A 24,383-nucleotide genomic window follows, 5' to 3' on the forward strand; every position below is an offset into this window, starting at 1 on the left:
TCATCGCCTCGGTCGCAAGGGTGCGGCTGCTCGTCGTGGTCATGCATGAAGTAAAGCAGAAGGAGCGAAGAGCGGATCAATGCTGTCCGCATTCCGGACAAGCATGGACCGCCATACGGACGCGCACGGGACGGCCCCGGGACGGCGGAAACACCCCCGCCCACCCCCCGCTCCCCCGTCTGGCCTGCGCCGATACGGAGAGCGCCGCCCACCTGCCCACAGCGGCGCCGACACCCCGGCCGGTGGCGTCCTGTGGCCAAGGCCACGGCGGGCCGATCGCCCCGGCCGGTCCCGCCCGGGGCGGGCGCATCGGGCGCTTCGGGCCGTAATACGCTCGTTCTCATGCTTGACGCCCTGACGGTCGCGGTCGCCGCCGCCGCGCTCGCCCTCGCCGCCTGGTGCGGCTTCGCCGCCTACCGGGACCAGCCCACCAAGGACTGGCACTTCATCGGCATGGCCGTGGTCACCGTGCTCGCCCTGGCCCAGCTGGTGGTCGGCATCGTGCAGCTCGGGCGGGGCGAGCGGCCCGACCAGGGCATGGCGATCTTCATCGCCTATCTGGTGGGCTCGTTCGCGGCGGTCCCGGCGGCGGGTCTGCTGTCGCTGAGCGAGCGGACCAAGTGGGGCTCAGTGACGGTCTCGGCCGGCGCGGTGGTGCTCGCGGTGCTCGAAGTGCGTCTCTACGACATCTGGGGAGGGTGACCGTGGCCGAGTCCACCACCGAGTCCACCGGGCGGAACGAGTCCGAAGGCGGAAAGCTGGGCAGCGGCCCCGGCCGCGTGCTGGTCTGGTTCTACGGGGTGTTCACCGTCGCTGCCGCCTCCCGCTCGATCGTCCAGATGATCCAGGACTTCGGCAAGGCGCCGCTGGCGTACGTGCTGTCGGCGGTGGCGGCCGTGGTGTACGGCTTCATCACGTACTCGCTGGTGCGCGGTGGCGAGCGGCTGCGGCGCACGGCGCTGGTGTGTTGCGCGGCCGAGCTGGTCTTCGTCCTGACCGTGGGCACCTGGACGCTGGCGGACAAGTCCGCGTTCCCGGACGCCACGGTCTGGTCGGACTACGGCGCGGGCTATCTCCTCATCCCGGTGATCCTCCCGGTACTCGGCATGCTGTGGCTGCGCCGCAACCGGGCAGAGGCCTGAGCGCTTTGTCGATCCCGCGCCCCTCTCGATGGGTCCGAAGGGCCCTCCTAGGGGCGCGGGGAACTGCGCGACCAGCCACAGACGGCCCGCAGCCGAATGACCGCCCCCCGCGGAGCGCTACGCGCTGGCGACGAACTCCCGAGCAGACGCGTCCTTCTCCAGGGTGACCAGGGAAAGCCCGGGACTCAGCGCCTCCGTCGCGACGGGCGCGTACCCGTGCTTGCGGTACAGCCGCAGGTTGGACTCGCTGCGATGCCCCGTGAAGAGCCGGAACCGCTTGGCCGACAGCTGCCCGGCGAAGTGCTCCTCTATGGCGCTCAGCAGCCGGCCGCCCAGCCCGTGCCCCTGCATCCGCGGGTGCACGATCAGCTTGTCGATCCGGCCGGTGCCCGACGCGTCGACGCTGCCTCTGACCGAGGCGACCACCTCGTCGCCGAGCCGCGCCACCAGCGCGTACCCGCTCCCCAGCTCGTCCCGCAGGCCGTCCAGCGTCTGGGTGAGCGGCTCGATGGAGTAGTCGCCGTAGAGCTCCGCCTCGCTCTGGTAGCAGAGGTACTGAAGCTTGAGGATCTGCTCGCAGTCACCTTCACGCGCCGCAGAAATGGTCACGCTCATGCCCATGTGTGCATGCCTTCCGCTCACCTGTCCGCCGGTTGTCTAACGCTCCATTCCCCGCACGCCAGGAGCCGCAACCTCCGCCGCGAGCATTCTGCGCAGGCATCCCAGGCAACGGGAACGCATCGGCCCCAGACTCCCCTGTGAGATATCCAACTCCCCTGCGATTTCTCGGTAAGTGAGGTCGCTGGGCGAAAGAAGCGCAGACAGCAGACGCGGGCAGTTCCCCGGCGTCCTGGCCACGGCCGTACGCAGCGCACGGCTCAGCTCCTCGCTCAGAGCCCGGCGTTCCGGGCCTGTTTCGGGGTCGGCGGCCGGTTCCGCGGCGAACGGGAGTTCGCGCCGCGCCCGTCGGCGGGCCCGTCTCACTTCCGCCCGAACGGCCCAGCGCACCCAGGGGACGGGGTCCGCCGGACGGCTTTCGAGCAGACGCACCCAGACGTCCTGTTCGAGGTCGGCGGGGTCGACTCCGGCGCCCGGCGCCTCCGCGGCGGCCTCGGCGGCCAGCAGCGGGCTCAGCTCTTTGACGAGGTCCATGCCGGGCGGGACGCGACCGCCGCGTGAGGCGGTTTCGGCGGCGGCCGCATCTCACCCGTACGTGAAGACTCGTATACGAGAGCTACCGGTTCGGGGACTGGCGCTTCGCGCGGAAGTCTGCTGCCGCAAGGAGCGCGGTGTCCGCGTTGTCGGAGAAGACCGCGTCGATACCGGTCGCGAAGTACGCCTTGAAGGCCCCGAACGCGTCCCCGTACGCGTTGGGGTCGGTGCCACGCCGGAAGTCGGCGGGCAGGAAGGTGTTCTCGTTGCGCATCGTGTACGGGTGGAGGACCAGCCCCTGCGCGTGGGCGTCCGCGACCAGGGTGGTCGGCGTGGTGAGCCGGCCCGCCGCGTCCTTGGGGACGATCAGGTCCAGGGTGGGGCCGATGCCCTGCGCGTACGAGGCGATCCACTTCAGACCCGCCGGCTTGACCAGGTCGTCGGTGGTGCGCGGGTCGCCGCTCACCACGAAGTCCCAGGGCTTGCTGCCCTTGCCGGAGAGCAGCACGACGGACGGGGTGTCGACCAGTCGGCTGAGCCGCTGGATGCTGCTGGGCTCGAAGGACTGGAGGAACTGCGGGGAGTCGGCGCGGTGGCGCCCGTACCGGCGCAGCAGCCGCGCCACCCGGTCCTCCAGGGGAAGGCCGAGCCCCCGGAAGTAGGTGGGGTGCTTGGTCTCGGTGTGCAGCCAGACGCGACGGCCCAGGCGGCGGCCCTCGCGCTCGGCCCACTGGAGGACCTCCTCGAAGGTGGGCACGTCCCACCGGCCGTCGTAGAGCGTGTTGCGCTGGCGGACGGCGGGCAGCCGCTCCTTGGCACGCAGGGTCTTCAGCTCGGCGAGGGTGAAGTCCTCGGTGAACCAGCCGGTGACGGAGACGCCATCGACCGTCTTGGTGGCCTTGCGGGCGGCGAACTCGGGGTGGTCGGCGACGTCCGTGGTGGCGGTGATGTCGTTCTCGTGACGGCAGACCAGGTGCCCGTCCTTGGTGGGGACGAGGTCCTGCTCGATGACGTGGGCGCCGAGGTCCAGGGCGTGCTGGTAGGAGCCGAGGGTGTGCTCGGGGCGGTAGCCGGAGGTGCCGCGGTGGCCGATCACGTACGGGACCGGCAGGTCCTTGTACGTTCCGTGGCGGCGCGCCTCGCCGTGCTCCGGCCGGGGCTGCGCGCTCGCGGCCGCGGCGGGCAGCCCGGCGGCCGCCGTGCCCAGCACCGCCGCGCCGAGCACCGTGCGCCGCCCGGGGCTCATCCGCTCACCCTGTGTCATGAACGCTCCTTGGAAGTATGGCTGGTTCCACATGTCCCGCACCTGTCAACGGGAGGGGTCGAGCGTAGGCGTACACCCCTTAAGGAGGGGAGCCCCCGCGGCCAATGGGGGCCGAACGCGGCGCGAACACGCGTCAACATCGCGTATCCACTCCGTGAACCCGATGTGCGATCAGACGCGGGCCGCGAGTATCGTCCTCACCTGCGCGGACCTCGGTTCCGTGCGGACCCCTAAGCCCACGACACCGGAGGAAGCGTTGTCCCGACTCGCGCTCATCAAGGCAGTGCTCGGACCGATCATGCGCCTGATGTTCCGTCCGCAGGTGGAGGGCGCCGAGAACATCCCCGGGACGGGTCCGGTCATCCTCGCGGGCAACCACCTGACGTTCATCGACTCGATGATCATGCCGGTGTGTCTGGACCGTCCGGTGTACTTCATCGGCAAGGACGAGTACGTCACGGGCAAGGGTCTCAAGGGCCGGCTGATGGCGTGGTTCTTCAGCGGCGTCGGCATGATCCCGGTCAACCGCGACGGCGGGCACGGCGGGGTCGCGGCGCTGATGACGGGACGTCAGGTCCTGGAGGAGGGCAAGGTCTTCAGCATCTACCCGGAGGGCACCCGCTCCCCCGACGGCCGGCTGTACCGCGGCCGCACGGGCATCGCGCGGCTGACCCTGATGACGGGTGCGCCGGTCGTGCCGTTCGCGATGATCGGCACGGACAAGATCCAGCCGAGCGGGGCGGGGCTGCCGCGGCCCGGCAAGGTGACGGTGCGGTTCGGCGAGCCGATGGAGTTCTCGCGGTACGAGGGCATGGACCGGGACCGGTATGTGCTGCGGGCCGTCACGGATTCGGTGATGGCGGAGGTCATGCGGCTGTCCGGGCAGGAGTACGTCGACATGTACGCCACGAAGGCGAAGGCCGCGTAGCGGCGGCTTTTGGTTTTCAGGGGCGCGGGGAACTGCGCGCTCAGCCACGCACGGCCCGCGGCCGGAGGACTGTCCTTCGACTGCGGGCCGTCTGTGGCTGGTCGCGCAGTTCCCCGCGCCCCTAGGGGGTACGGCTTACGGGTGTTCCAGGCCCTCCTCCAGACGCTGGCCTCGCAGGAGGAACCACGCCGCCACCGCCGTCGCGAACAGCACCGCGCTGCCGACCGCCGCCGCCGTCTGGAAGCCGTCCGTGAACGCGTCCCGGGCCGCGGACAGCAGGGGGTCCGCCTGTTCGGCCGGGAGCCGCGCGGCCACCTCCACCGCGCCGCCGAGCGAGTCGTGGGCCTGGGCGGCGGCGCCCGCGGGCAGGTCCGCCGGGGCCGTGAAGCCGCGGTAGATTCCCGTGACCACGGAGCCCAGGAGCGCGATGCCGAGGGCCGCGCCCAGCTCGTACGCCGTCTCGGAGACCGCCGACGCCGACCCCGCCTGCTCCTTCGGCACGCTGGAGAGGATCACGTCGGCGGTGACGGTGAAGGCGAGACCGGCTCCCAGGCCGCCCACGAACAGCGCGATGCCGAGGGCCACCACGCCCGTGTCGGCCGATATGGCCATACAGGCCGCCAGGGCCGCGCCGACCGCCGCCAGCCCCACGGCGACCGCGCTGCGCACCGAGGCCCGGCGGGCCACGTAACCGGCAGCGAGCCCCGCGCCCACCGCGCCCACGGCCGCGGGCAGTTCGATGAGACCGGCCTCCAACGGCGAGCGCTCCTGGACCAGTTGGAGGAACTGGGAGAGGAAGAACACCAGGCCGGACAGGCCCAGGATGGTCAGCAGGTCGGCCAGGACCGCGCCGGAGAAGCCCCGGTGGTGGAAGAGCCGCATGTCGAGCAGCGGTGAGTCCAGGGTGAGCTGGCGGCGTACGAACCAGAGCAGGGCCAGCACGCCCACCAGCGCGACCCCGGCGATCTCCGGGCCGAACCCGTTGACCGCCGCCTCCTTCACCGCGTACACGAGCGCGACCATGCCGACCAGCGAGAGCAGCACGCTGCCCAGGTCCCACGGGCCGGGGTTCGGGTCGCGGGACTCGGGGAGCAGCTTGATGCCGACGAGGACGAGGACGGCCATCACCGGCAGGTTGATCAGGAAGACCGAGCCCCACCAGAAGTTCTCCAGGAGGAAGCCGCCGACGACCGGCCCGACGGCCGCGCCCGCCGAGGCCGCCGCGCCCCAGATGCCGACGGCGAGGCTGCGCTCGCGCGGGTCGTGGAAGATGTTCCGGATCAGCGCCAGCGTGGACGGCATCAGGGTCGCGCCCGCGACGCCGAGCAGTGCCCGCGCCAGGATCATCATCTCGGGGCTGGAGGCGTACGCGTTGAGCACCGAGACCGCGCCGAAGGCCACCGCGCCGCAGAGCAGCAGCCGCTTGCGGCCGATCCGGTCGCCGAGGCTGCCCATGGAGACGAGCAGGCCCGCGATGACGAACGAGTAGACGTCGCCGATCCACAGCAGCTGCGGGCCGGACGGCTTCAGGTCCTCGCTGAGGAACGGGGTGGCGAGGCCGAGGACGGTCGCGTCGACCGCGACGAGGAGAACGGCCAGGACGAGCACGGCGAGGGCGAGCCAGCGGCCCGGGTGGCGCGCGTCGGGCAGGGGCTCGGCCCGCCGGTCGGTACTGGTCATTTCTCCACGCTCCGTCGCGCTCCGCCGAGCAGCAACTCGACGATCATGTACTGGAAGTCGTTGGCGGCCACCCGGCCGACCTGGACGGCCCAGGCGCAGGTGCCGATCAGGCCGTAGAGGGCCTCGGTGAGCCAGGCCGGGGTGAGGTCGATGCGGAACTCGCCCTGCTCCTGGCCGCGCCGGAAGAGCGCGGAGACGCGGGCGTCGAGCCGGGCCCAGCCCTCGTTCATCTGGTCGCCCTCGAAGAGCTGGTTCTCGGTGACCAGGAAGGCGAGCAGCCCGGCCGCGGGCTCCACCTCGGCGATGAGGCGGCGCAGTGCGTCGGGGGCTGGTCCCTCGTCCAGCCGGGCCGCGTCCAGGGCGGCTTCGAACTGCTCGATGCCGAAGTTCTCCAGCGCCCTGACCAGCGCGTCGCGGCCGGCGAAGTGGCGGTGCAGGGTGGCGCGCCCGATCCCGGCGGCACGGGCCACCTCGTCCATCGTGGCGGTCGCTTTGCGGGAGAGCAGGGCGGCTGCCGTACGCAGCACCTGGTCGCGGTCCACAGTCATGAGACAACCATAGACCGAATGATACGTTGACGTCTCATTCGAAAGTCTATCGACTCGCCACCCCTTGATCACTAGCCTGGCGAGCGACCTCTCAACGCCCTCGAAGGGAACCCGAAGTGACCGACAACCGCGTGCCGCCGCCCCTCCTCGCCGGTGAACGCGAGACGCTGCGGGCCTTTCTGGACTACCACCGCGCGACACTCGCGATGAAGTGCGAGGGCCTGACCGACGACGAGCTGCGCACCAGGTCCATGCCGCCCTCGACGCTCTCGCTGCTCGGTCTCGTACGGCATATGGCCGAGGTGGAGCGCACCTGGTTCCGCAAGATCGTCAACGCCGAGGACATCTCGCTGGTCTACTCGGACGTGGACGACTACCAGGTGGCGTACGACGCGAGCGGCGCCAGCCGGACGGACGCGTTCGAACGGTGGCAGGCGGAGGTCGAGCACTCCCGCCGCATCGAGCGCGAGGCCGAGTCGCTCGACAAAGTCGTCCACGCCGCCCGCTGGGACACGGACGTCTCGCTACGCCTGGTGATGGTGCACGTGACGCTGGAGTACGCCCGCCACAACGGCCATGCCGACTTCCTGCGCGAGGGGATCGACGGGACGGTCGGGGCGTAGCCCGGACACGATGAAGGGCCGGACCGTCCGATCGGACGGTCCGGCCCTTCATCCGAGCATGTTCGCCTCAGCGGCCCGCGCTCAGCCGCCGGCGCCGGCGCAGCAGCACGATCGGGGCCGCGCCGAGCAGGCCGAGCGCGGCCGGGGCCGCCGTCGCGACCGTGCCGATGCCCGACTGGCCGAAGGTGCTCGGCACCGGAAGGTTGTCCCAGCGGTTGACCGGCCAGGCGATGACGAGCGCGCGCCCCACGACCTTGTCGACCGGCACCGAGCCGCCGCCCGGCTGCTCCTGGTGGTAGCGGGAGTCCGCCGAGTTCTGCCGGTGGTCGCCCATGACCCAGATGCGGCCCTTGGGCACCGTGACCTTGAACTGGCTCTCCGGGTCCGTGCTGCACGGGGTGTTCCCCGCGAAGACGTACGGCTCGTTCAGGGCCTTGCCGTTGACCTTCAGCGGGCCCGTGCCCTTGCACTCGACGGTGTCCCCGCCGACCGCCACGACCCGCTTGATCAGGTCCTTCTCCTCGGCGGACGGCATCAGCCCGACGAAGCTGAGCGCCTTCTGCACGGCGTTGGGCTGCGGCGTCGGCTCGCCCTGGAGCCAGTTGCCCGGGTCGTGGAAGACGACGACCTCGCCGCGCTCGGGCTCGGAGCCGAACCACGGCGTCAGCTTGTCCACCAGGACGCGGTCACCGCGCTGGAGCGTGTTCTGCATCGAGTCCGAGGGGATCGAGAACGCCTGCACCAGGAACGTCTTGATCAGCAGCGCGAGGATCAGCGCGATACCGATGAGCAGCGGCAGCTCCTTCCAGAAGGAGCGCTGCTTCTTGGGGCCGCCGACCGGCTCGCCGACCGGGCCGCCGACCAGCTCGCCGGGCTCGCCCGTCTCGTCCGGCGCCGCCTCGGGCGCCGTCTCCTCGGGCCCCCGGGGCCGCTCGGCCTCCCCGTGTCCTTCTTGCGCGCCGACCGCCACGTCCCCCACGTCCACTCCCTCACCGCCGAAGGGACCATGGTCGCACGAAACGGGTGCCGCTGATCGACATCGGCGGGCCACTCCATCCGTACGGGGCATGCGCGGCGCGCACACCCCGTACCGGTATCTCACTTCTTGGCGGTGGCCCAGGCGTGCTGGACGGTCAGATCGGCCTTGACCTCGGCGAGTTGGACGGCGACGGCCGAGGGGGCGGTGCCGCCGCGGCCGTCGCGGGAGGCGAGGGCGCCGGGGACGTTCAGGACGGTCCGCACCTCGGGCGTCAGATGCTCGGAGATCGTGGCGAACTGCTCGTCGGTGAGCTCGTCGAGCTCGATCCCCCGCGCCTCGCAGACCTTGACGCACTCCCCCGCGACCTCGTGCGCCACCCGGAACGGCACGCCCTGCCTGACGAGCCACTCCGCGATGTCGGTGGCGAGCGAGAAGCCCGCGGGCGCCAGCTCCTCCATGCGCTCCCGGTTGACCGTGAGGGTCGCCATCATCCCGGTGAACGCGGGCAGCAGCACCTCCAGTTGGTCGCAGGAGTCGAAGACCGGCTCCTTGTCCTCCTGGAGGTCCCGGTTGTACGCGAGCGGGAGCGCCTTCAGCGTCGCCAGCAGGCCGGTCAGATTGCCGATCAGACGGCCGGACTTGCCGCGCGCCAGCTCCGCGATGTCCGGGTTCTTCTTCTGCGGCATGATCGAGGAGCCGGTGGAGAAGGCGTCGTGGAGGGTGACGAAGGAGAACTCCTTCGTGTTCCAGATGATGACCTCCTCGGCGATCCGGGAGAGGTTCACGCCGATCATCGCCGTGATGAAGGCGAACTCCGCCACGAAGTCGCGGGAGGCCGTGCCGTCGATGGAGTTGGCGGCGGAGCCGTGCTCGAAGCCGAGGTCCCGCGCCACCGCCTCCGGGTCCAGGCCGAGGCTGCTGCCCGCGAGCGCGCCCGAGCCGTACGGCGAGACCGCCGTGCGCTCGTCCCACTGCCGCAGCCGCTCGGCGTCCCGCGACAGGGACTGGACGTGGGCCAGGACGTGGTGGGCGAAGAGCACCGGCTGGGCGTGCTGGAGGTGGGTGCGGCCGGGCATCGCCACGTCGGGGTGCGCCTCGGCGAGGCCCACCAGCGCGTCCTGGAGCTCGGCGATCAGGCCGCCGATGATGCGGGCGTGGTCGCGCAGGTACATCCGGAAGAGCGTGGCGACCTGGTCGTTGCGGGACCGGCCGGCCCGCAGCTTGCCGCCGAGGTCGGGGCCGAGCCGCTCCAGCAGGCCCCGCTCCAGGGCGGTGTGGACGTCCTCGTCGGCGATGGTGCCGGTGAAGGAGCCGTCGGCGACGTCCGCCTCCAGCCGGTCAAGGCCCGCGATCATCCGCTGGAGCTCGTCGGCCGTGAGCAGGCCCGCCTTGTGCAGCACGCGCGCGTGGGCGCGGGATCCGGCGATGTCGTACGGCGCGAGCCGCCAGTCGAAGTGGACCGACGCGGACAGCTTCGCCAGCGCCTCGGCCGGACCGTCGGCGAAGCGGCCGCCCCAGAGCCGGACGTCACCGTTGTTGCTGCTCACAGCTGTTGCTCCTCACAAGGGTGGATATGCGTCCGCCTCCCCGCCGCGGAGGTACGGGGAGGCGGCACGTACAACGAATCGTCGTTATGAGAGGTCGCGCTTGGCGGCGATCTTCGAGGAGAGGCCGAAGATCTCGATGAAGCCCTGCGCCTTGGACTGGTCGAAGGTGTCGCCCGAGTCGTAGGTGGCAAGGTTGAAGTCGTACAGCGACTCCTCGGACCTGCGGCCGGTGACCACGGCGCGGCCGCCGTGCAGGGTCATCCGGATGTCGCCGGTGACGTGCTGGTTGGCCTCGTTGATGAAGCCGTCCAGGGCGCGCTTGAGCGGGGAGAACCACAGGCCGTCGTAGACCATCTCGCCCCAGCGCTGCTCGACCTGCCGCTTGTAGCGGGCGAGCTCGCGCTCGACGGTGACGTTCTCCAGCTCCTGGTGGGCGGTGATCAGCGCGATCGCGCCGGGCGCCTCGTACACCTCGCGGGACTTGATGCCCACGAGCCGGTCCTCGACCATGTCGATCCGGCCGATGCCCTGGCCGCCCGCGCGCTCGTTGAGCTGCTGGATCGCCTGGAGCACGGTGACGGGCTTGCCGTCGATGGCGACCGGGACGCCCTCCTTGAAGGAGATGACGACCTCGTCGGCCTCGCGCTGCTCGGCCGGGTTCGAGGTGTACTCGTAGATGTCCTCGATCGGCGCGTTCCAGATGTCCTCCAGGAAGCCGGTCTCGACGGCCCGCCCGAAGACGTTCTGGTCGATCGAGTACGGCGACTTCTTGGTGGTGGCGATGGGGAGGTTCTTGGCCTCGCAGAAGGCGATCGCCTTGTCCCGGGTCATCGCGTAGTCCCGGACCGGGGCGATGCACTTCAGGTCGGGGCCGAGGGCGGCGATACCGGCCTCGAACCGCACCTGGTCGTTGCCCTTGCCGGTGCAGCCGTGGGCGACCGTGGTGGCGCCGTGCTTCTTGGCGGCGGCCACCAGGTGCTTGACGATGGTCGGCCGGGAGAGGGCGGAGACCAGCGGGTAACGGTCCATGTACAGGGCGTTGGCCTTGATCGCCGGGAGGCAGTACTCGTCGGCGAACTCGTCCTTCGCGTCCGCGACCTCGGCCTCGACGGCACCGCAGGCGAGCGCGCGCTTGCGGATGACGTCCAGGTCCTCGCCGCCCTGGCCGACGTCCACGGCAACGGCGATGACCTCGGCGCCCGTCTCCTCGGCGATCCAGCCGATGGCGACGGAGGTGTCCAGACCGCCCGAGTAGGCGAGTACGACGCGCTCGGTCACGGGTTTCTCCTTACGGTGCATTCGGTGATGGGTATAACTATGCAGTGCTCCGTATGTTTTGTCAACGAGAGGTCCCATGAGGGGGGCGAGGGGCGTCGGGAGGCGGCCGGGAGCCCGGCCGGGGTAACGGTTGGGTCCCCTGAGAGGACGTCAGCGGCCGGGCCGCGTACGGTCTCGGGCATGATGCGTACCGCTCTCGCGCTGGGCGCGGCCCTGCTCGCGCTCGCGACCCCGGCCGCCGCCGCGGACTCCTGCCCGTTCCACTCGCCGAACCTGCCCAACCGGATGGCCGACACCGGCGGCGGCACCCAGCTGATCACCGCCGAGGCCCCCTCCACCGGCTCCACCACGGGCACCGTGACCTGGTGGAACAAGCGCGGCCCGCTGTGGGTGGCGGCGGGCCGGGCCGCCGCCAGGTTCGGGTCCAACGGGCTGGTCGAGGGCACCGCCCGCAAACAGAGCACCAGCACCACCCCGACCGGCCTCTACGACCTGCCGTACGCCTTCGGCACCACGGCCGCCCCCGCCGGCACCCGGTTCTCCTACCGCCGCGCCACCGACAAGTCCTGGTGGTGCGAGGACACCGCCTCTCAGGCGTACAACCGCTGGGTGGAGGGGCTGCCCGCCGACTGCCGCGCGAGCGAGTCCGAGAAGATCACCGCCTTCCCGACGCAGTACGCCCGCGCCCTGGTGGTCGGGTTCAACTACGACCAGCCGGTGCGCGGGCGGGGTGCGGGGATCTTCCTGCACGTCAACGGGAAGGGGGCGACGGCCGGTTGCGTGTCCGTCCCGGCGGACGCGATGGCCCGCATCCTGGCCTGGGCGGACCCGGCCAAGCACCCCCACATCGCGATCGGCACGGCGTCCGGGCCGACCGCGATCACCCGCTACTGAACCGCCTCCCCCTCAGCGGTCGTTCTGCGCCAGGCGCAGCAGATGGTCGGCCAGCGCCTGGCCGCCCGCCGGGTCGCGGCTGATCAGCATCAGGGTGTCGTCACCCGCGATCGTGCCGAGGATGTCGTGCAGTTCGGCCTGGTCGATGGCCGAGGCGAGGAACTGGGCGGCGCCCGGCGGCGTACGGAGCACCACCAGGTTGGCGGAGGCCTCCGCGGAGATCAGCAGCTCCGCGGAGAGCCTGCGCATCCGCTCCTCCTTGGCCGACTCGCCGAGGGGGGCCTTGGGCGTGCGGAAACCGCCTTCACTGGGCACCGCGTAGATCAGCTCGCCGCCGGTGTTGCGGATCTTCACCGCGCCCAGCTCGTCGAGGTCGCGGGAGAGCGTCGCCTGGGTGACGCTCAGCCCGTCGTCCGCGAGCAGCTTGGCGAGCTGGCTCTGGGACCGCACCGGCTGCCGGTTGAGGATGTCCACGATCCGGCGGTGGCGGGCGGTGCGGGTCTGCGGTACGGCGGGGCCGCCGAGCTCTGGGTCCTGCGCCTCGTCGGTCATCGTCGTCGTCTCATTCTGATCGTCCGTCCCCGTTGGTCACTGCGTCGAGGACGCCGGGCAGCGACTGGAGGAACGCGTCCACCTCCGCGTCACCGATGATCAGCGGCGGCATGAGCCGTACGACATCGGGGGCGGGCGCGTTGACCAGGAAGCCGGCATCCTGGGCCGCGCGCTGCACCTGGGCGGCGACGGCCTCGGTGAGCACGATACCCAGCAGCAGGCCCGCGCCACGGACATGGGAGACCAGCGGGTGCGCCAGCGCCTCGATTCCGCCCCGCAGCCGCTCGCCGAGCCGCTTCACCCGGTCCAGGGCGCCGTCGGCGGCGAGGGTGTCCAGAACGGCGAGTCCGGCCGCGCACGCCACCGGGTTCCCGCCGAAGGTCGTGCCGTGCTGACCGGGCTTGAGGAGGTCGGCGGCCCGGCCGAAGGCGACGGTGGCGCCGATGGGCAGTCCGCCGCCGAGGCCCTTGGCGAGCGTGACGAGGTCCGGCTCGACGCCCTCGTGCCGCTGGTGCTCGAACCAGCTGCCGGTCCGGCCGATGCCGGTCTGCACCTCGTCCAGGACGAGCAGCGTGCCGGTGGCCGCGGTGATCTCGCGGGCCGCCCGCAGATAGCCCTTGGGCGGGACGACCACGCCGTTCTCGCCCTGGATGGGCTCGATGACGAGCAGCGCGGTCTCCTCGGTGACCGCGGCCCGCAGCGCCTCGACGTCCCCGTACGGCACATGGGTGACGTCGCCCGGCAGCGGCCGGAAGGGCTCCTGCTTCTTGGGCTGGCCGGTGAGGGAGAGCGCGCCCATCGTCCGGCCGTGGAAGCCGCCCTCGGTCGCGACCATGTGCCCGCGCCCGGTCAGCCGACCGATCTTGAAGGCGCCCTCGTTGGCCTCGGCGCCCGAGTTGCAGAAGAAGACCCGGCCGGGCCGCCCGAAGAGCTCGATCAGCCGCTCGGCGAGCGCCACCGGGGGCTCGGCAATGTACAGGTTGGAGACGTGGCCGAGCGAGGCGATCTGGCGGGACACCGCCTCGACGACGGCCGGGTGGCCGTGGCCGAGGGCGTTGACCGCGATGCCGCCGACGAAGTCGGTGTACTCGGTGCCGTCCGCGTCCCACACCTTGGCGCCCGCGCCGCGCACCAGCGCGAGCCGCGGGGTGCCGTAGTTGTCCGCCATGACCCGCTGCCACCGCTGGGCGAGGCCGCTCATGATTCCCCCTGTCCGTCCGGCACGACCATCGTGCCGATGCCTTCGTCGGTGAAGATCTCCAGCAGGATCGAGTGCTGGACGCGGCCGTCGATCACGCGCGCGGTGGTGACGCCGTTGCGCACGGCGAACAGACAGCCCTCCATCTTGGGGACCATGCCGCTGGAGAGGTCGGGCAGCAGCTTCTCCAGCTGGCTCGCGGTGAGCCTGCTGATGACCTCGTCGCTGTGCGGCCAGTCCTCGTACAGGCCCTCGACGTCAGTGAGGACCATCAGGGTCTCGGCGCCCAGCGCAGCCGCAAGAGCCGCAGCCGCCGTATCAGCATTGACGTTGTAGACATGTCCGTCGTCCTGGGAGCGGGCGATCGAGGAGATGACCGGGATCCGGCCGTCGGCGAGCAGCGCCTCGATGGCGCCGGTGTCGATCGCGGTGATCTCACCGACCCGGCCGATGTCGACGAGCTCACCGTCGATCTCGGGCCGGTGCTGGGTGGCGGTGATGGTGTGGGCGTCCTCGCCGGTCATGCCGACGGCGAGCGGGCCGTGCTGGTTGAGCAGCCCGACGAGCTCGCGCTGGACCTGCCCGGCGAGCACCATCCGTACGACGTCCATGGCCTCCGGCGTGGTGACGCGCAGGCCCGCCTTGAACTCGCTGACCAGGCCGTGCCGGTCGAGCTGGGCGCTGATCTGGGGGCCGCCGCCGTGCACCACGACGGGCTTGAGGCCGGCGTGCCGCAGGAAGACGACGTCCTGGGCGAAGGCGGCCTTGAGGGCCTCGTCGACCATGGCGTTGCCGCCGAACTTGATGACGACGGTCTTGCCGTGGTGGCGGGTCAGCCACGGCAGCGCCTCGATGAGGATCTGCGCCTTCGGGAGCGCGGTGTGCTTACGGGTACTCATGAGCTGTACGCGCTGTTCTCGTGGACGTAGTCGGCGGTGAGGTCGTTGGCCCAGATGACGACGGGCTCGGCGGATCCGGCGGCGAGGTCGGCGGTGATCCGGACCTCCCGGTAGCGCATGTCGACGAGGTCGCGGTCCTCGCCGACCGAACCGTTCTTGCAGACCCATACGCCGTTGATGGCGACGTTGAGCCGGTCCGGGTCGAAGGCCGCCCTGGTGGTGCCGATGGCGGAGAGCACCCGGCCCCAGTTGGGGTCCTCGCCGTGGATGGCGCACTTGAGGAGGTTGTTGCGGGCGATGGAGCGGCCGACCTCGACGGCGTCGTCCTCGCTCGCCGCGTTCACCACCTCGATGCGGATGTCCTTGCTGGCGCCCTCGGCGTCGCGGATCAGCTGCTGCCCGAGGTCGTCGCAGACGGCCCGGACGGCCTCCGCGAACTCCGCGTACTCCGGGGAGACTTCGGCGGCGCCGGAGGCGAGCAGCAGCACGGTGTCGTTGGTGGACATGCAGCCGTCGGAGTCGACCCGGTCGAAGGTGGTCCGGGTGGCGGCGCGCAGGGCCTTGTCGAGGGTGGCCGCGTCCAGGTCGGCGTCGGTGGTGAGGACGACGAGCATGGTGGCGAGGCCGGGGGCGAGCATGCCCGCGCCCTTGGCCATCCCGCCGACACTCCAGCCGTCCTTGGTGACGACGGACGTCTTGTGGACGGTGTCGGTGGTCTTGATGGCGATGGCGGCCTTCTCGCCGCCGTGCGCGGAGAGCTCGGCGGCGGCCGTCTCGATGCCGGGCAGCAGCTTGTCCATCGGCAGGGTCACGCCGATCAGTCCCGTGGACGCGACGGCGACCTCGCCCGCGCTGTGGCCCTCCAGCACCTCGGCCACCTTCTCGGCGGTGGCATGGGTGTCCTGGAAGCCCTTGGGGCCCGTACAGGCGTTGGCGCCACCGGAGTTGAGGACGACGGCGGTGACCGCCCCGCCCTTGAGGACCTGCTCGGACCAGAGCACCGGCGCGGCCTTGACGCGGTTGGAGGTGAACACGCCGGCGGCGGCTCGGCGGGGCCCGGTGTTGACCACGAGGGCCAGGTCCGGGTTGCCGTTCTCCTTGATCCCGGCGGCGATGCCCGCCGCCGTGAACCCCTTGGCTGCCGTCACGCTCACGGCGCAACTCCGATCGTGGTAAGGCCCGTGGTCTCGTCCAGCCCCAGGGCGATGTTCATGCTCTGCACCGCGGCGCCCGCAGTGCCCTTGGTCAGGTTGTCGATCGCGGCGACCACCACGATCCGGTGGGCGCTCTCGTCGTAGGCGACCTGGATCTGCACGGCGTTGGAGCCGTACACGGACGCGGTCGCGGGCCACTGCCCCTCGGGGAGCAGATGGACGAACGGCTCGTCGGCGAACGCCTTCTGGTACGCCGCCCGTACGGTCTCGGCGCCCACCCCCGGCTTCGCCTTGGCGGAGCAGGTGGCGAGGATGCCGCGCGCCATCGGGGCGAGGGTCGGCGTGAAGGAGACGGTGACGGGCTCCCCGGCGGCCGCGCTGAGGTTCTGGATCATCTCGGGGGTGTGCCGGTGGCCCCCGCCGACGCCGTACGGCGACATGGACCCCATGACCTCGCTGCCCAGCAGGTGCGCCTTGGGCGCCTTGCCCGCACCGGAGGTGCCGGAGGCCGCCACGATGACGGCTTCGGGTTCGGCGATGCCGCTCTCGTACGCGGGGAAGAGCGCGAGCGAGACGGCGGTGGGGTAGCAACCGGGGACCGCGATGCGCCTGGACCCCTCCAGCGCGGCGCGGCCGCCCGGCAGTTCGGGCAGCCCGTAGGGCCAGGTCCCGGCGTGCGGCGAGCCGTAGAACCTCTCCCAGTCGCCGGCGTCCTTCAGCCGGAAGTCGGCGCCCATGTCCACGACCAGCACCTCGTCGCCGAGCTGCTCGGCGACGGCGGCGGACTGCCCGTGCGGCAGCGCCAGGAACACGACGTCGTGGTCGCGGGCGAGCACCTCGACGGTGGTCGGCTCCAGCACCCGCCCGGCCAGCGGCAGCAGGTGCGGCTGGAGCGCGCCGAGCCGCTGCCCGGCGTTGGTGTTCCCGGTCAGGGCGCCGATCTCGACGCCGGGGTGCGCGATGAGCAGCCGCAGCAGCTCCCCGCCCGCATATCCGCTCGCCCCGGCCACTGCCGCTCGTACCGCCATCGAAGCCTCCTCGTCGATGGCATGACTATACGCAGCTATGCAGTTTTATGCAAAGGTCCTCATGCCTGATACCGCGCCCGGTTCAGTACCCCGCCGGCCGCACCAGCCCGCTCTCGTACGCGAACACCGCCGCCTGGGTGCGGTCGCGGAGGGCGAGCTTCACCAGGATGCGGCTGACGTGGGTCTTCACCGTCTGCTCGGCCACGACCAGTGCGGTGGCGATCTCCGCGTTGGACAGGCCCTGGGCGATCAGGGACAGGACCTCCGTCTCGCGTTCGGTCAGGGTGGCCACGCGGTCCCTGAGCGGCGCGCGGGGAGCGCCCGCCGTGCGGGAGAACTCGGCTATCAGGCGCTTGGTGACGCCCGGCGCGAGCAGGGCGTCGCCCGCCGCCACCACCCGTACCGCATGCGCCAGTTCGGCGGCGGAGGCGTCCTTCAGGAGGAAGCCGGAGGCGCCCGCGCGCAGGGCCTCGTACACGTACTCGTCCAGGTCGAAGGTGGTCAGGATGAGGACCTTGACCGTGGCGTCGGCCGGGCCGGTGACGCGGCGGGTGGCCTCGATGCCGCCGACCCCGGGCATCCGGACGTCCATCAGGACGACGTCGGGGGCGAGTTCGGCGACCTTGGCCACGGCGTCGAGGCCGTCGACCGCCTGGCCGACCACCTCGATGCCCGGTTCGGCGTTGAGCAGCACCGTCAGGCCCTGCCGCACCATCATCTGGTCGTCGGCGATCAGGACGCGGATGGCGGTGGTCGTCATGGGGTGTCCTCGGCGGTGTTCGTGGCGGCGGTGCGGTCCGTGGGCAGGAGCGCCGTGATCTCGTAACCGCCCTCCGGGGTCGCGCCGGTGGCCAGTTCGCCTCCCAGCATCGCAGCCCGCTCCCGCATCCCGAGCAGGCCGTGGCCGGTGCCCGGCGAGGGCGGGGCGGACCTGGTGGGCCGGGAGTTGGTGACGCGGACGGTGAGCGTGGCCGGGTGGTAGCCGATCGCCACCCGCACCCGCGCCCCGGGCGCGTGCCGCATCGCGTTGCTCAGCGCCTCCTGGACGATGCGGTACGCCGAGAGCCCGACGCCCGGGGCGAGCGGGCGCGGGGTGCCCGCGGTCTCGGTGGCCACCTCCAGACCGGCGGCCCGCACATTGGCGACCAGTTCGCCGAGCCGGTCGAGGGTGGGCTGCGGGGCGTGCCGGGCGCCCTCCGGGTCCGCCGAGCGCAGCACGCCCAGGACCCGGCGCAGTTCGGTGAGCGCCTGGACGGCGTTCTCGCGGATGCCCGCCAGGTTCTCGGTGAGCTCCGGGGGCGGGTCGGCCACCAGGTGCGGGGCGACCTGGGCCTGGATGGAGATCACCGACATGTGGTGGGCGACCACGTCGTGCAGCTCGCGGGCGATGCGGCCGCGCTCCTCCAGGAGGGTGCGCCGGGCCCGTTCGTCGGCGGTGAGCACCTCCTGCTCGACCAGCCGGGAGCGGGCCACCCGGCTGGCGCGCAGCGACGCCCCGACCACCACGGCGGTCCCGAAGGCGATGGCGGCCCGGGTGACGTCCTGGTTGTGGCCGCGGTCCGAGAGGGCCAGGCCGAGCAGCCCCGACCCGACGGTGATCACCAGGGCGGTGGCCGCGACCCGGGGCCGCACCCGCAGCGACAGCAGGAGCAGCACCGCGGTGTGCAGCGCGATCCCGGAGACGCTCCACGGCCACACCCGGCCCCCGGGGACGGTGGCGGCCACCGACTCCGCCGACACGGACATCGCGGCCGTGGAGAGCCACCAGGCGGCCACCGGACGGGAGAGCGCGACGACGACGGCACCGGCCTGCGCCACCGCGCACACCGCGAAGAAGACCTTGGCCGGTCCCTCCGCGTACTTGTACTCCACCCAGTTGGCGATCCCGAGGACCAGCGCGAACAGCACCACATGGACGTGCGGCAGCCAGCCCAGCATCCCCTGGCGCGGCAGCGGGTCGCGCCGCGCCGTCAACAGCTCCTCGCACATCCCGCGCGCCCCCGCCCGTACGGCTTCCACCAGCCGTTTCCCGTCCACCCGCAAGCCCCCCTCGCCGACACCGCCCACACCAGGCACGATAGGGATCACGGCCCGTCGCCCGCGTCCGACCGGGGAGGGCATCGTCCGCGTAGCTCCCAAGTACTACGGGTACGGGCCGGGGCGCCGAACTGCCGGGGCCCGGCGGTGAGATCCTTCGTCACGAGGACGAGGAGGAGCTCCCGTGGGTGAGAACAAGCGGCTCATGCTGGCCGGTGAGTGGTACCTGCCCGACGACCCCGAGCTGGGCGCCGACACCGAGCGCCGGATCGCGCGGTGCGCCGCCTACAACGTGGCGGGCGGCGCCCCTTCCGCCGAACGGCACAAACTGCTGGCCGAGTTGCTGGGCGAGGTCGACGAGAGCGTACGGGTGCGGCCGCCGTTCCACTGCGACTTCGGCTACAACATCAGCATCGGCGCCGGTACGTTCGTGAACTTCGGGGCGGTGTTCCTGGACACCGGCCGGATCACCGTCGGCAGGGACGTCCAGATCGGGCCGAACGTCCAACTCCTCACTCCCACGCACGAGTTGGATGCCGAGCGGCGGCGCCAGGGGTGGGAGAAGGCCGAGCCGGTGACGATCGGGGACAACGTGTGGCTCGGCGGCGGGGTGATCGTCTGCCCCGGGGTGAGCATCGGCGCCAACACGGTGGTCGGCGCCGGATCGGTGGTCACCAGGGACCTGCCCGCGGGGGTACTGGCCGTGGGCAACCCGGCGCGGGTGATCCGCGAGCTCGGCTGAGCGGGTTCGGGGCTGCTCCCCCGGATCCCTAGCCCGCGGCCAGGCTCATCAGGCTCAGCTGCCAGCCGTGGGCGCCGCCGGTGAGCGTCACCGTCGACAGGGGCCGGACGTCGACGTTCCAGTACGTCGACGGCGGCGCCTTCAGGGCGTACACCAGCGCCGCCCGTACGACCGCGGGTTCGGCCACCGCGACCATCGCGCCGTCCTCGGCGGGGCGGGTGTCCAGCCAGCCCCCTATCCGGGCGATGAAGCCGAGCAGCGGCTCACCGCCGTGCGGGGCCGCACGCGGGTCCGCGAGCCAGGCGTCGACGGCCTCGGGCTCGCGGGCCGCGACCTCGGCCAGGGTGTAGCCGCGCCAGCGGCCCATGTCGCAGTCGCGCAGCGCGGGCTGGGCCATCGGCGCGTACCCGAGGGCCTCTCCGGTGGCGCGGCTGCGCGCGGTCGGCGAGCAGTAGCGCAGCTCGGCCGCGCCCAGCGGCACCAGGGCGTGCGCGGCGAGCGCGACCTCGTGCCAGCCCGCCCCGTCGAGCGGGCGGTCGTCGTCGAAGCGTTCCGCCGGCAGCGCCGAGCAGCGCGCCGCCGCGACCAGCGTCAGCCGGACAGTCATGGCCGAGATCGTGCGGCCGAACGCCCGGCTGGTCAAGAGTCCGCGGCCGCGAGCGGCCTCGTCAGGCCGCTCCCCGGGCTCCCACCTCGTCGTATGCCGTACGCAACCGTCGTACGCCCTCCTCGATCTCGGCCCGGCCCGCCACGCCCGCGAAGCACAGCCGCAGATGCGCGGCGGGGGGCTCGGCGCTGAAGTAGGGGCGGCCGGGGGCGACGGCGACGCCGGAGCGCAGGGCCGCGGCGGCGACCGCGTCCTCGGGCGTGCCGTCCGGCAGCCGCAGCCAGAGGTGGTAGCCGCCGAAGGGCAGGTGCGGCATCTCCAGGTCGGGGAGGTGGCGGGCCAGGGCGGTCGCCATGGCCTGTCTGCGGTCGCCCAGCTCCTGGGACACGGCCCGCAGATGGCGGGGCCAGGCCGGGGAGCCGACCAGCTCAAGGGCGGTCTCCTGGAGCGGGCGCGGCACGAAGAAGCTGTCGACGACCTGGATCGCGCGCAGCCGCTCCAGGACCGGGCCGCGGGCGGCGAGCGCGCCGACGCGCAGACTGGGCGAGGCGACCTTGGTGAGCGAGCGGACGTGGACGACCACGCCGTCCGGGTCGTCGGCGGCGAGCGGCGCGGGCAGCGGGCCCGCGTCCGCGTGGACGAGCAGCCGCGCGAAGTCGTCCTCGATGACGAACGCGCCGAACTCCCGTGCCACCCCGAGCACTTCGGCCCGCCGGGCCGGGGAGAGCACCGCGCCCGTCGGGTTCTGGAAGAGCGGCTGGCTGACCAGGACACGGGCCCCGGTGGCCCGGAAGGCGGCCGCGAGCAGATCGGGGCGCACCCCGTCGGTGTCGACCGGGACCGGCACCGGCCGCAGCCCCGAGGCGCGGGCCACCGCGAGCATGCCGGGGTAGGTGGGCGACTCCACCAGGACCGGCGCGCCCGGCGCCGCGAGCGCCCGCAGCGCCGTGGTGAGCGCGGACTGGCCACCGGCGCAGATCAGCACCTCGGCGGCGGTGACCGTGCCGCCGATCTCGCGGGCGAACCAGTCGCGCAGCTCGGGCAGCCCGTCGGTGGGCGGGCGCCCCCAGGCACCGGGGCGGCGGCCCGCGCGGGCGAGGGCGGCGGCCATCGCCCGCTCCGGCTGGAGGGCGGGGGCGAGGTAGCCGCCGTTGAACTCGATCACCCCGGGCGGGGGCGCGGCGAGGGTGGCCAGGACCCCGGACGCGTCGACCGCGCGCGGCACCGCGTCGGTGGCACCGTCGGCGCTGAGCGAGACCTCCTGCCAGGAGGTGTCGCCGGGGCGGGAGGCGGGGGTGCGGGGCTCGGCGCGGAAGACCCCGGCGCCGGGGCGGGTCACGACGAGGCCCTCGGAGGCGAGCCGGGCCAGGGCCCGCGAGACGGTCACCGGCGAGACCCGGTACTTCTCGACCAGCGCCCTGCTCGACGGCAGCTTTCCACCTACGGAGTAGCGGTCGAGGTCCTCTTTCAGGATGTTCGCCAGCTCGGCCACACTGCTACGCTCTTGCATGACAGCACAGGATAGCGCTACTGCCCGGACATCGATAGCGGTCGACGAGCCCCGGACCACTCCCGTGGCCGCGGAACCGGCCGCGCCCGCCGCGGCCTCGCGCCAGGGCGCGCTGCTCGCCGGGCTCGGCGTCGTCGCCTTCTCGCTGACCTTCCCGGCGACCGCCTGGGGCCTGGAGAGCTTCGGCCCGTGGTCGCTCGTCGCCGTCCGCAGCCTGCTCGCCGGACTGATCGCGGGCGCGTTCCTGCTGGCGGGCCGGGTGGCGCTGCCCGAGCGGCGGCACTGGGCCGGGCTCGCGGTGGTCGCGGCCGGGACCGTGGTCGGCTTCCCCCTCCTCACCACGCTCGCCCTCCAGACGTCGACGACCTCGCACGCGGCGGTCGTGGTGGGCCTGCTGCCGCTGACCACGGCCGCGCTCTCGGCGCTGCGGACCGGCCGCCGCCCCTCCCGCGCCTTCTGGGCCGCGGCGCTGGCCGGGGCCGGGGTGGTGGTCGCCTTCACCGTCCAGCAGAGCGGCGGCGCCCTCTCCACCGGCGACCTCTACCTCTTCGGGGCGCTGCTGATCTGCGCCGCCGGGTACACCGAGGGCGGGCGGCTGGCCCGGGAGATGCCGGGCTGGCAGGTGATCGGCTGGGCGCTGATCCTCACACTGCCGGTGGCCGTCCTCGGTTCGGCGGTGGCCCTCGCCGCCGAACCGGTCCATCTCAACGCCCACGGCGTCCTCGGGGTGCTGTGGGTGGCCGCCGGGTCGCAGTTCTTCGGGCTGTACGTCTGGTACCGGGGCATGGCCGCCATCGGCGTGCCCCGGGCCAGTCAGCTCCAGCTGGCGCAGCCGCTGCTCACGCTGGTCTGGGCGGTCCTGCTGCTCGGCGAGCACCTCTCCCCCGCCGCTCCGCTGGCCGCGGCGGGGGTGCTGGTGTGCATCGCCGTGACCCAGCGCGCGGCGGCCTGAAACCGCCCGGCCGGTGCCACTCGTGGCCCATCCGCACGGGCTCAACTCGGGCCTGCCGCCCTAGAATGGGCACATGCGAGCGAGCGTGGGCGACCGGCTGCTGGTCCATGGCAGAACCGTCGGACAGCACGACCGGAGCGCGGAAGTCATCGAGGTACTGGGCCCCGACGGGTCCCCGCCCTACCGGGTGCGTTTCGAGGACGGGCACGAGACCCTGATGTCCCCGGGGCCCGACACCGTCGTGCGGCACCCGGCCGAGGAGTAGGCGGCGCGGTCACGGCCGCACCCGTCCCCGGTAGTGGTCCGCGACCACGCGTGCCATGGCGCCGATCGGGTCCAGCGCCACGTCCTTCGCCGAGAAGAAGCAGTGGCCCCGCACGGAGGCGTACTTCCGCGCGAACGTGAGGTGCCGGGACAGCTCCGCCGGGTCCTGCCAGGCGGGCGGCTGCGCCGGGTTCCCCGCCTTGTACAGCGCCTCCCCGATGATCAGCTGGGTGCCGCTGCCCCGGGCCACCGCGTCCCACCAGGGCACGAGCTTAGCGTAGTCGGCGGCCTGGAAGCCGATGTTCCAGTACACCTGCGGGCAGATGTAGTCGATCCAGTGCTCGCGCACCCACTTGCGGGTGTCGGCGTGCAGGTCGTCGTAGGTCTGCACACCGGCCGTGGTGGGCGAGCCCAGCGGGTCGGTCGCCGCGTTGCGCCAGACCGCGAAGGGGCTGATCCCGAACTTCACGCGCCGGCGGATCTGCTTGATCCGGGCGGCCGTCTCCCGTACCAGCCGGTCGATGTTGTCGCGCCGCCAGGCCGCCCGGTCCGGGAAGCCCGCCCCGTACCGGGCGTAGGCGTCGTCGTCGTCGAACCTCTGTCCGGCCACCGGGTACGGATAGAAGTAGTCGTCCCAGTGCACCGCGTCCACGTCGTAGCGCGCGACCGCGTCCAGCATCGCGTCTTGCACGAACCGGCGGACCTCGGGCAGCCCCGGGTTGTAGTAGAGCTTTCCGCCGTACGCCACGACCCAGTCGGGGTGCACCCGCGCGGGGTGGGTGGGGACGAGCCGGGACGGGTCGGTGTGGTTGGCCACCCGGTACGGGTTGAACCAGGCGTGCAGCTCCAGACGGCGCCGGTGGGCCTCGCGGACGGCCGTGCCGAGCGGGTCCCAGCCGGGGTCGCGGCCCTGGGTGCCGCTGAGGTACTGCGTCCACGGCTCGTACGGCGAGGGCCACAGGGCGTCGGCGGTGGGGCGCACCTGGAGCGCCACCACGTTGAGTCTTCGCGCCTCGGCCCGGTCGAGGTGGGCGAGGAGCTCGGCCTCCTGCCGCTCCGGGGGCAGACCCGGTTGTGAGGGCCAGTCGAGGTTGGACACCGTGGCCAGCCACATACCGCGGAACTCCAGCGGCCGCGGCGGGTGCCAGGGGCGGGCCGGGCCGGGGGCCGCCAGGACCCCGGGCGCACCCTCCGCGGCACTGGCCGCACCCACTGTGACCAGCCCGTTCATCGCGCCCGCCGTTCCGGCCGCGAGGGTTGCCGCCAGCAGTCCCCGCCGAGTGATCCGTCCCACTTCATGACCCCCTCGTCGCTACGAATGTCCGGTGTTGCGCACAGCATGCCCGCCCCACCCCGTGATCCACACGCAGGCGCGGAGTAACGTCGTGGGGTCGGGACGGGCGCC

At 72.4% G+C, this 24,383-nt stretch carries 26 protein-coding genes; 8 read left to right on the plus strand and 18 right to left on the minus strand.

Annotation, left to right across the window (positions count from 1 at the left end; genetic code table 11):
- Positions 1-342 precede the first annotated feature (342 nt).
- Positions 343-702 carry a hypothetical protein gene (locus tag BX283_RS10995; RefSeq protein ID WP_101387438.1) on the plus strand — a complete coding sequence of 120 codons (360 nt, stop codon included), beginning with the start codon at positions 343-345 and terminating at the stop codon, positions 700-702.
- 2 nt (positions 703-704) lie between these two features.
- Positions 705-1,142 carry a hypothetical protein gene (locus BX283_RS11000; RefSeq protein ID WP_101387439.1) on the plus strand — a complete coding sequence of 146 codons (438 nt, stop codon included), beginning with the start codon at positions 705-707 and terminating at the stop codon, positions 1,140-1,142.
- 117 nt (positions 1,143-1,259) lie between these two features.
- Here BX283_RS11000 and BX283_RS11005 read toward each other — a convergent pair whose 3' ends face one another.
- The 3 genes from BX283_RS11005 to BX283_RS11015 all read right to left on the minus strand — a co-directional run bounded on the left by BX283_RS11005 (position 1,260) and on the right by BX283_RS11015 (position 3,558).
- A complete protein-coding gene (locus BX283_RS11005) occupies positions 1,260-1,763 on the minus strand; it encodes a GNAT family N-acetyltransferase (RefSeq protein WP_101387440.1) in 504 nt (167 codons plus the stop codon).
- Positions 1,764-1,799: 36 nt separating this feature from the next.
- Positions 1,800-2,294: an RNA polymerase sigma factor gene (locus tag BX283_RS41530; RefSeq protein ID WP_101387441.1), complete on the minus strand. Its 495-nt coding sequence runs from the start codon at positions 2,292-2,294 to the stop codon at positions 1,800-1,802.
- Between the two features lie 82 nt (positions 2,295-2,376).
- Complete coding sequence (locus BX283_RS11015; RefSeq protein ID WP_101387442.1) at positions 2,377-3,558, minus strand: glycerophosphodiester phosphodiesterase; 1,182 nt, start codon at positions 3,556-3,558, stop codon at positions 2,377-2,379.
- Between the two features lie 256 nt (positions 3,559-3,814).
- Between BX283_RS11015 and BX283_RS11020 the strand changes: the two genes are divergently transcribed.
- Positions 3,815-4,486, plus strand: a complete 672-nt coding sequence (locus tag BX283_RS11020; protein ID WP_101387443.1) for a 1-acyl-sn-glycerol-3-phosphate acyltransferase — start codon at positions 3,815-3,817, stop codon at positions 4,484-4,486.
- A gap of 135 nt (positions 4,487-4,621) precedes the next feature.
- Here BX283_RS11020 and BX283_RS11025 read toward each other — a convergent pair whose 3' ends face one another.
- Together BX283_RS11025 and BX283_RS11030 are read right to left on the minus strand one after the other, a co-directional pair.
- Positions 4,622-6,166 (minus strand): MFS transporter, encoded by a 1,545-nt coding sequence (locus BX283_RS11025; protein ID WP_101387444.1) that lies wholly within the window; start codon positions 6,164-6,166, stop codon positions 4,622-4,624.
- On the minus strand, positions 6,163-6,714 hold the full coding sequence (locus BX283_RS11030) for a TetR/AcrR family transcriptional regulator (protein ID WP_101387445.1): 552 nt from the start codon (positions 6,712-6,714) through the stop codon (positions 6,163-6,165). The genes BX283_RS11025 and BX283_RS11030 overlap by 4 nt, the downstream gene beginning before the upstream one ends.
- 116 nt (positions 6,715-6,830) lie before the next feature.
- On the opposite strand from BX283_RS11030, the gene BX283_RS11035 reads away from it, so the two are divergent.
- A complete protein-coding gene (locus BX283_RS11035) occupies positions 6,831-7,337 on the plus strand; it encodes a DinB family protein (RefSeq protein ID WP_101387446.1) in 507 nt (168 codons plus the stop codon).
- A 67-nt stretch (positions 7,338-7,404) separates the two neighbouring features.
- Here the strand turns inward: BX283_RS11035 and lepB are convergent, their stop codons facing one another.
- The 3 genes from lepB to BX283_RS11050 form a co-directional block, all read right to left on the minus strand.
- Positions 7,405-8,316, minus strand: coding sequence for a signal peptidase I (lepB, locus tag BX283_RS11040; protein ID WP_101387447.1), 912 nt, complete (start codon positions 8,314-8,316; stop codon positions 7,405-7,407).
- Between the two features lie 119 nt (positions 8,317-8,435).
- Positions 8,436-9,863: an argininosuccinate lyase gene (argH, locus tag BX283_RS11045; RefSeq protein WP_101387448.1), complete on the minus strand. Its 1,428-nt coding sequence runs from the start codon at positions 9,861-9,863 to the stop codon at positions 8,436-8,438.
- Between the two features lie 84 nt (positions 9,864-9,947).
- Positions 9,948-11,141 carry an argininosuccinate synthase gene (locus BX283_RS11050; RefSeq protein WP_101387449.1) on the minus strand — a complete coding sequence of 398 codons (1,194 nt, stop codon included), beginning with the start codon at positions 11,139-11,141 and terminating at the stop codon, positions 9,948-9,950.
- A gap of 183 nt (positions 11,142-11,324) precedes the next feature.
- Between BX283_RS11050 and BX283_RS11055 the strand changes: the two genes are divergently transcribed.
- Positions 11,325-12,035, plus strand: a complete 711-nt coding sequence (locus BX283_RS11055; RefSeq protein ID WP_101392274.1) for a L,D-transpeptidase family protein — start codon at positions 11,325-11,327, stop codon at positions 12,033-12,035.
- A gap of 12 nt (positions 12,036-12,047) precedes the next feature.
- Here the strand turns inward: BX283_RS11055 and BX283_RS11060 are convergent, their stop codons facing one another.
- The 7 genes from BX283_RS11060 to BX283_RS11090 form a co-directional block, all read right to left on the minus strand.
- The gene (locus tag BX283_RS11060) at positions 12,048-12,587 is read right to left on the minus strand and encodes an arginine repressor (RefSeq protein WP_101387450.1); all 540 of its coding nucleotides are present in this window, start codon (positions 12,585-12,587) and stop codon (positions 12,048-12,050) included.
- Positions 12,588-12,597: 10 nt separating this feature from the next.
- Positions 12,598-13,788, minus strand: coding sequence for an acetylornithine transaminase (locus BX283_RS11065; RefSeq protein WP_101387451.1), 1,191 nt, complete (start codon positions 13,786-13,788; stop codon positions 12,598-12,600).
- Entirely contained in the window at positions 13,785-14,684 is a 900-nt protein-coding gene (gene argB, locus BX283_RS11070; RefSeq protein ID WP_101387452.1) for an acetylglutamate kinase, read from the minus strand. Before argB ends, BX283_RS11065 begins: the two co-directional genes overlap by 4 nt.
- Positions 14,681-15,838 carry a bifunctional glutamate N-acetyltransferase/amino-acid acetyltransferase ArgJ gene (gene argJ / locus BX283_RS11075; protein ID WP_101387453.1) on the minus strand — a complete coding sequence of 386 codons (1,158 nt, stop codon included), beginning with the start codon at positions 15,836-15,838 and terminating at the stop codon, positions 14,681-14,683. Before argJ ends, argB begins: the two co-directional genes overlap by 4 nt.
- Positions 15,835-16,866 (minus strand): N-acetyl-gamma-glutamyl-phosphate reductase, encoded by a 1,032-nt coding sequence (argC, locus tag BX283_RS11080; protein ID WP_101387454.1) that lies wholly within the window; start codon positions 16,864-16,866, stop codon positions 15,835-15,837. The genes argJ and argC overlap by 4 nt, the downstream gene beginning before the upstream one ends.
- A gap of 82 nt (positions 16,867-16,948) precedes the next feature.
- On the minus strand, positions 16,949-17,626 hold the full coding sequence (locus BX283_RS11085; RefSeq protein WP_101387455.1) for a response regulator transcription factor: 678 nt from the start codon (positions 17,624-17,626) through the stop codon (positions 16,949-16,951).
- Positions 17,623-18,903 carry a sensor histidine kinase gene (locus tag BX283_RS11090; protein WP_373979158.1) on the minus strand — a complete coding sequence of 427 codons (1,281 nt, stop codon included), beginning with the start codon at positions 18,901-18,903 and terminating at the stop codon, positions 17,623-17,625. Before BX283_RS11090 ends, BX283_RS11085 begins: the two co-directional genes overlap by 4 nt.
- 184 nt (positions 18,904-19,087) lie before the next feature.
- Here BX283_RS11090 and BX283_RS11095 point away from each other — a divergent pair, with 184 nt between their 5' ends.
- Positions 19,088-19,645: a sugar O-acetyltransferase gene (locus BX283_RS11095; protein WP_101387457.1), complete on the plus strand. Its 558-nt coding sequence runs from the start codon at positions 19,088-19,090 to the stop codon at positions 19,643-19,645.
- Positions 19,646-19,673: 28 nt separating this feature from the next.
- On the opposite strand, the gene BX283_RS11100 is transcribed toward BX283_RS11095, so the two are convergent.
- Together BX283_RS11100 and BX283_RS11105 are read right to left on the minus strand one after the other, a co-directional pair.
- Positions 19,674-20,252: a histidine phosphatase family protein gene (locus BX283_RS11100; protein ID WP_101392275.1), complete on the minus strand. Its 579-nt coding sequence runs from the start codon at positions 20,250-20,252 to the stop codon at positions 19,674-19,676.
- A gap of 61 nt (positions 20,253-20,313) precedes the next feature.
- On the minus strand, positions 20,314-21,762 hold the full coding sequence (locus BX283_RS11105; RefSeq protein ID WP_101387458.1) for a PLP-dependent aminotransferase family protein: 1,449 nt from the start codon (positions 21,760-21,762) through the stop codon (positions 20,314-20,316).
- On the opposite strand from BX283_RS11105, the gene BX283_RS11110 reads away from it, so the two are divergent.
- Both BX283_RS11110 and BX283_RS11115 read left to right on the plus strand, forming a co-directional pair.
- Positions 21,761-22,714 (plus strand): DMT family transporter, encoded by a 954-nt coding sequence (locus BX283_RS11110; RefSeq protein WP_101387459.1) that lies wholly within the window; start codon positions 21,761-21,763, stop codon positions 22,712-22,714. The two genes, BX283_RS11105 and BX283_RS11110, sit on opposite strands and share 2 nt — an antisense overlap.
- Positions 22,715-22,787: 73 nt before the next feature.
- A complete protein-coding gene (locus BX283_RS11115) occupies positions 22,788-22,979 on the plus strand; it encodes a DUF1918 domain-containing protein (protein WP_101387460.1) in 192 nt (63 codons plus the stop codon).
- 9 nt (positions 22,980-22,988) lie between these two features.
- Here BX283_RS11115 and BX283_RS11120 read toward each other — a convergent pair whose 3' ends face one another.
- Positions 22,989-24,272 carry a glycoside hydrolase family 10 protein gene (locus BX283_RS11120; protein ID WP_257582533.1) on the minus strand — a complete coding sequence of 428 codons (1,284 nt, stop codon included), beginning with the start codon at positions 24,270-24,272 and terminating at the stop codon, positions 22,989-22,991.
- Positions 24,273-24,383 lie beyond the last annotated feature (111 nt).

The organism is Streptomyces sp. TLI_146, from assembly GCF_002846415.1.
Classification (GTDB): Bacteria; Actinomycetota; Actinomycetes; order Streptomycetales; family Streptomycetaceae; genus Streptomyces.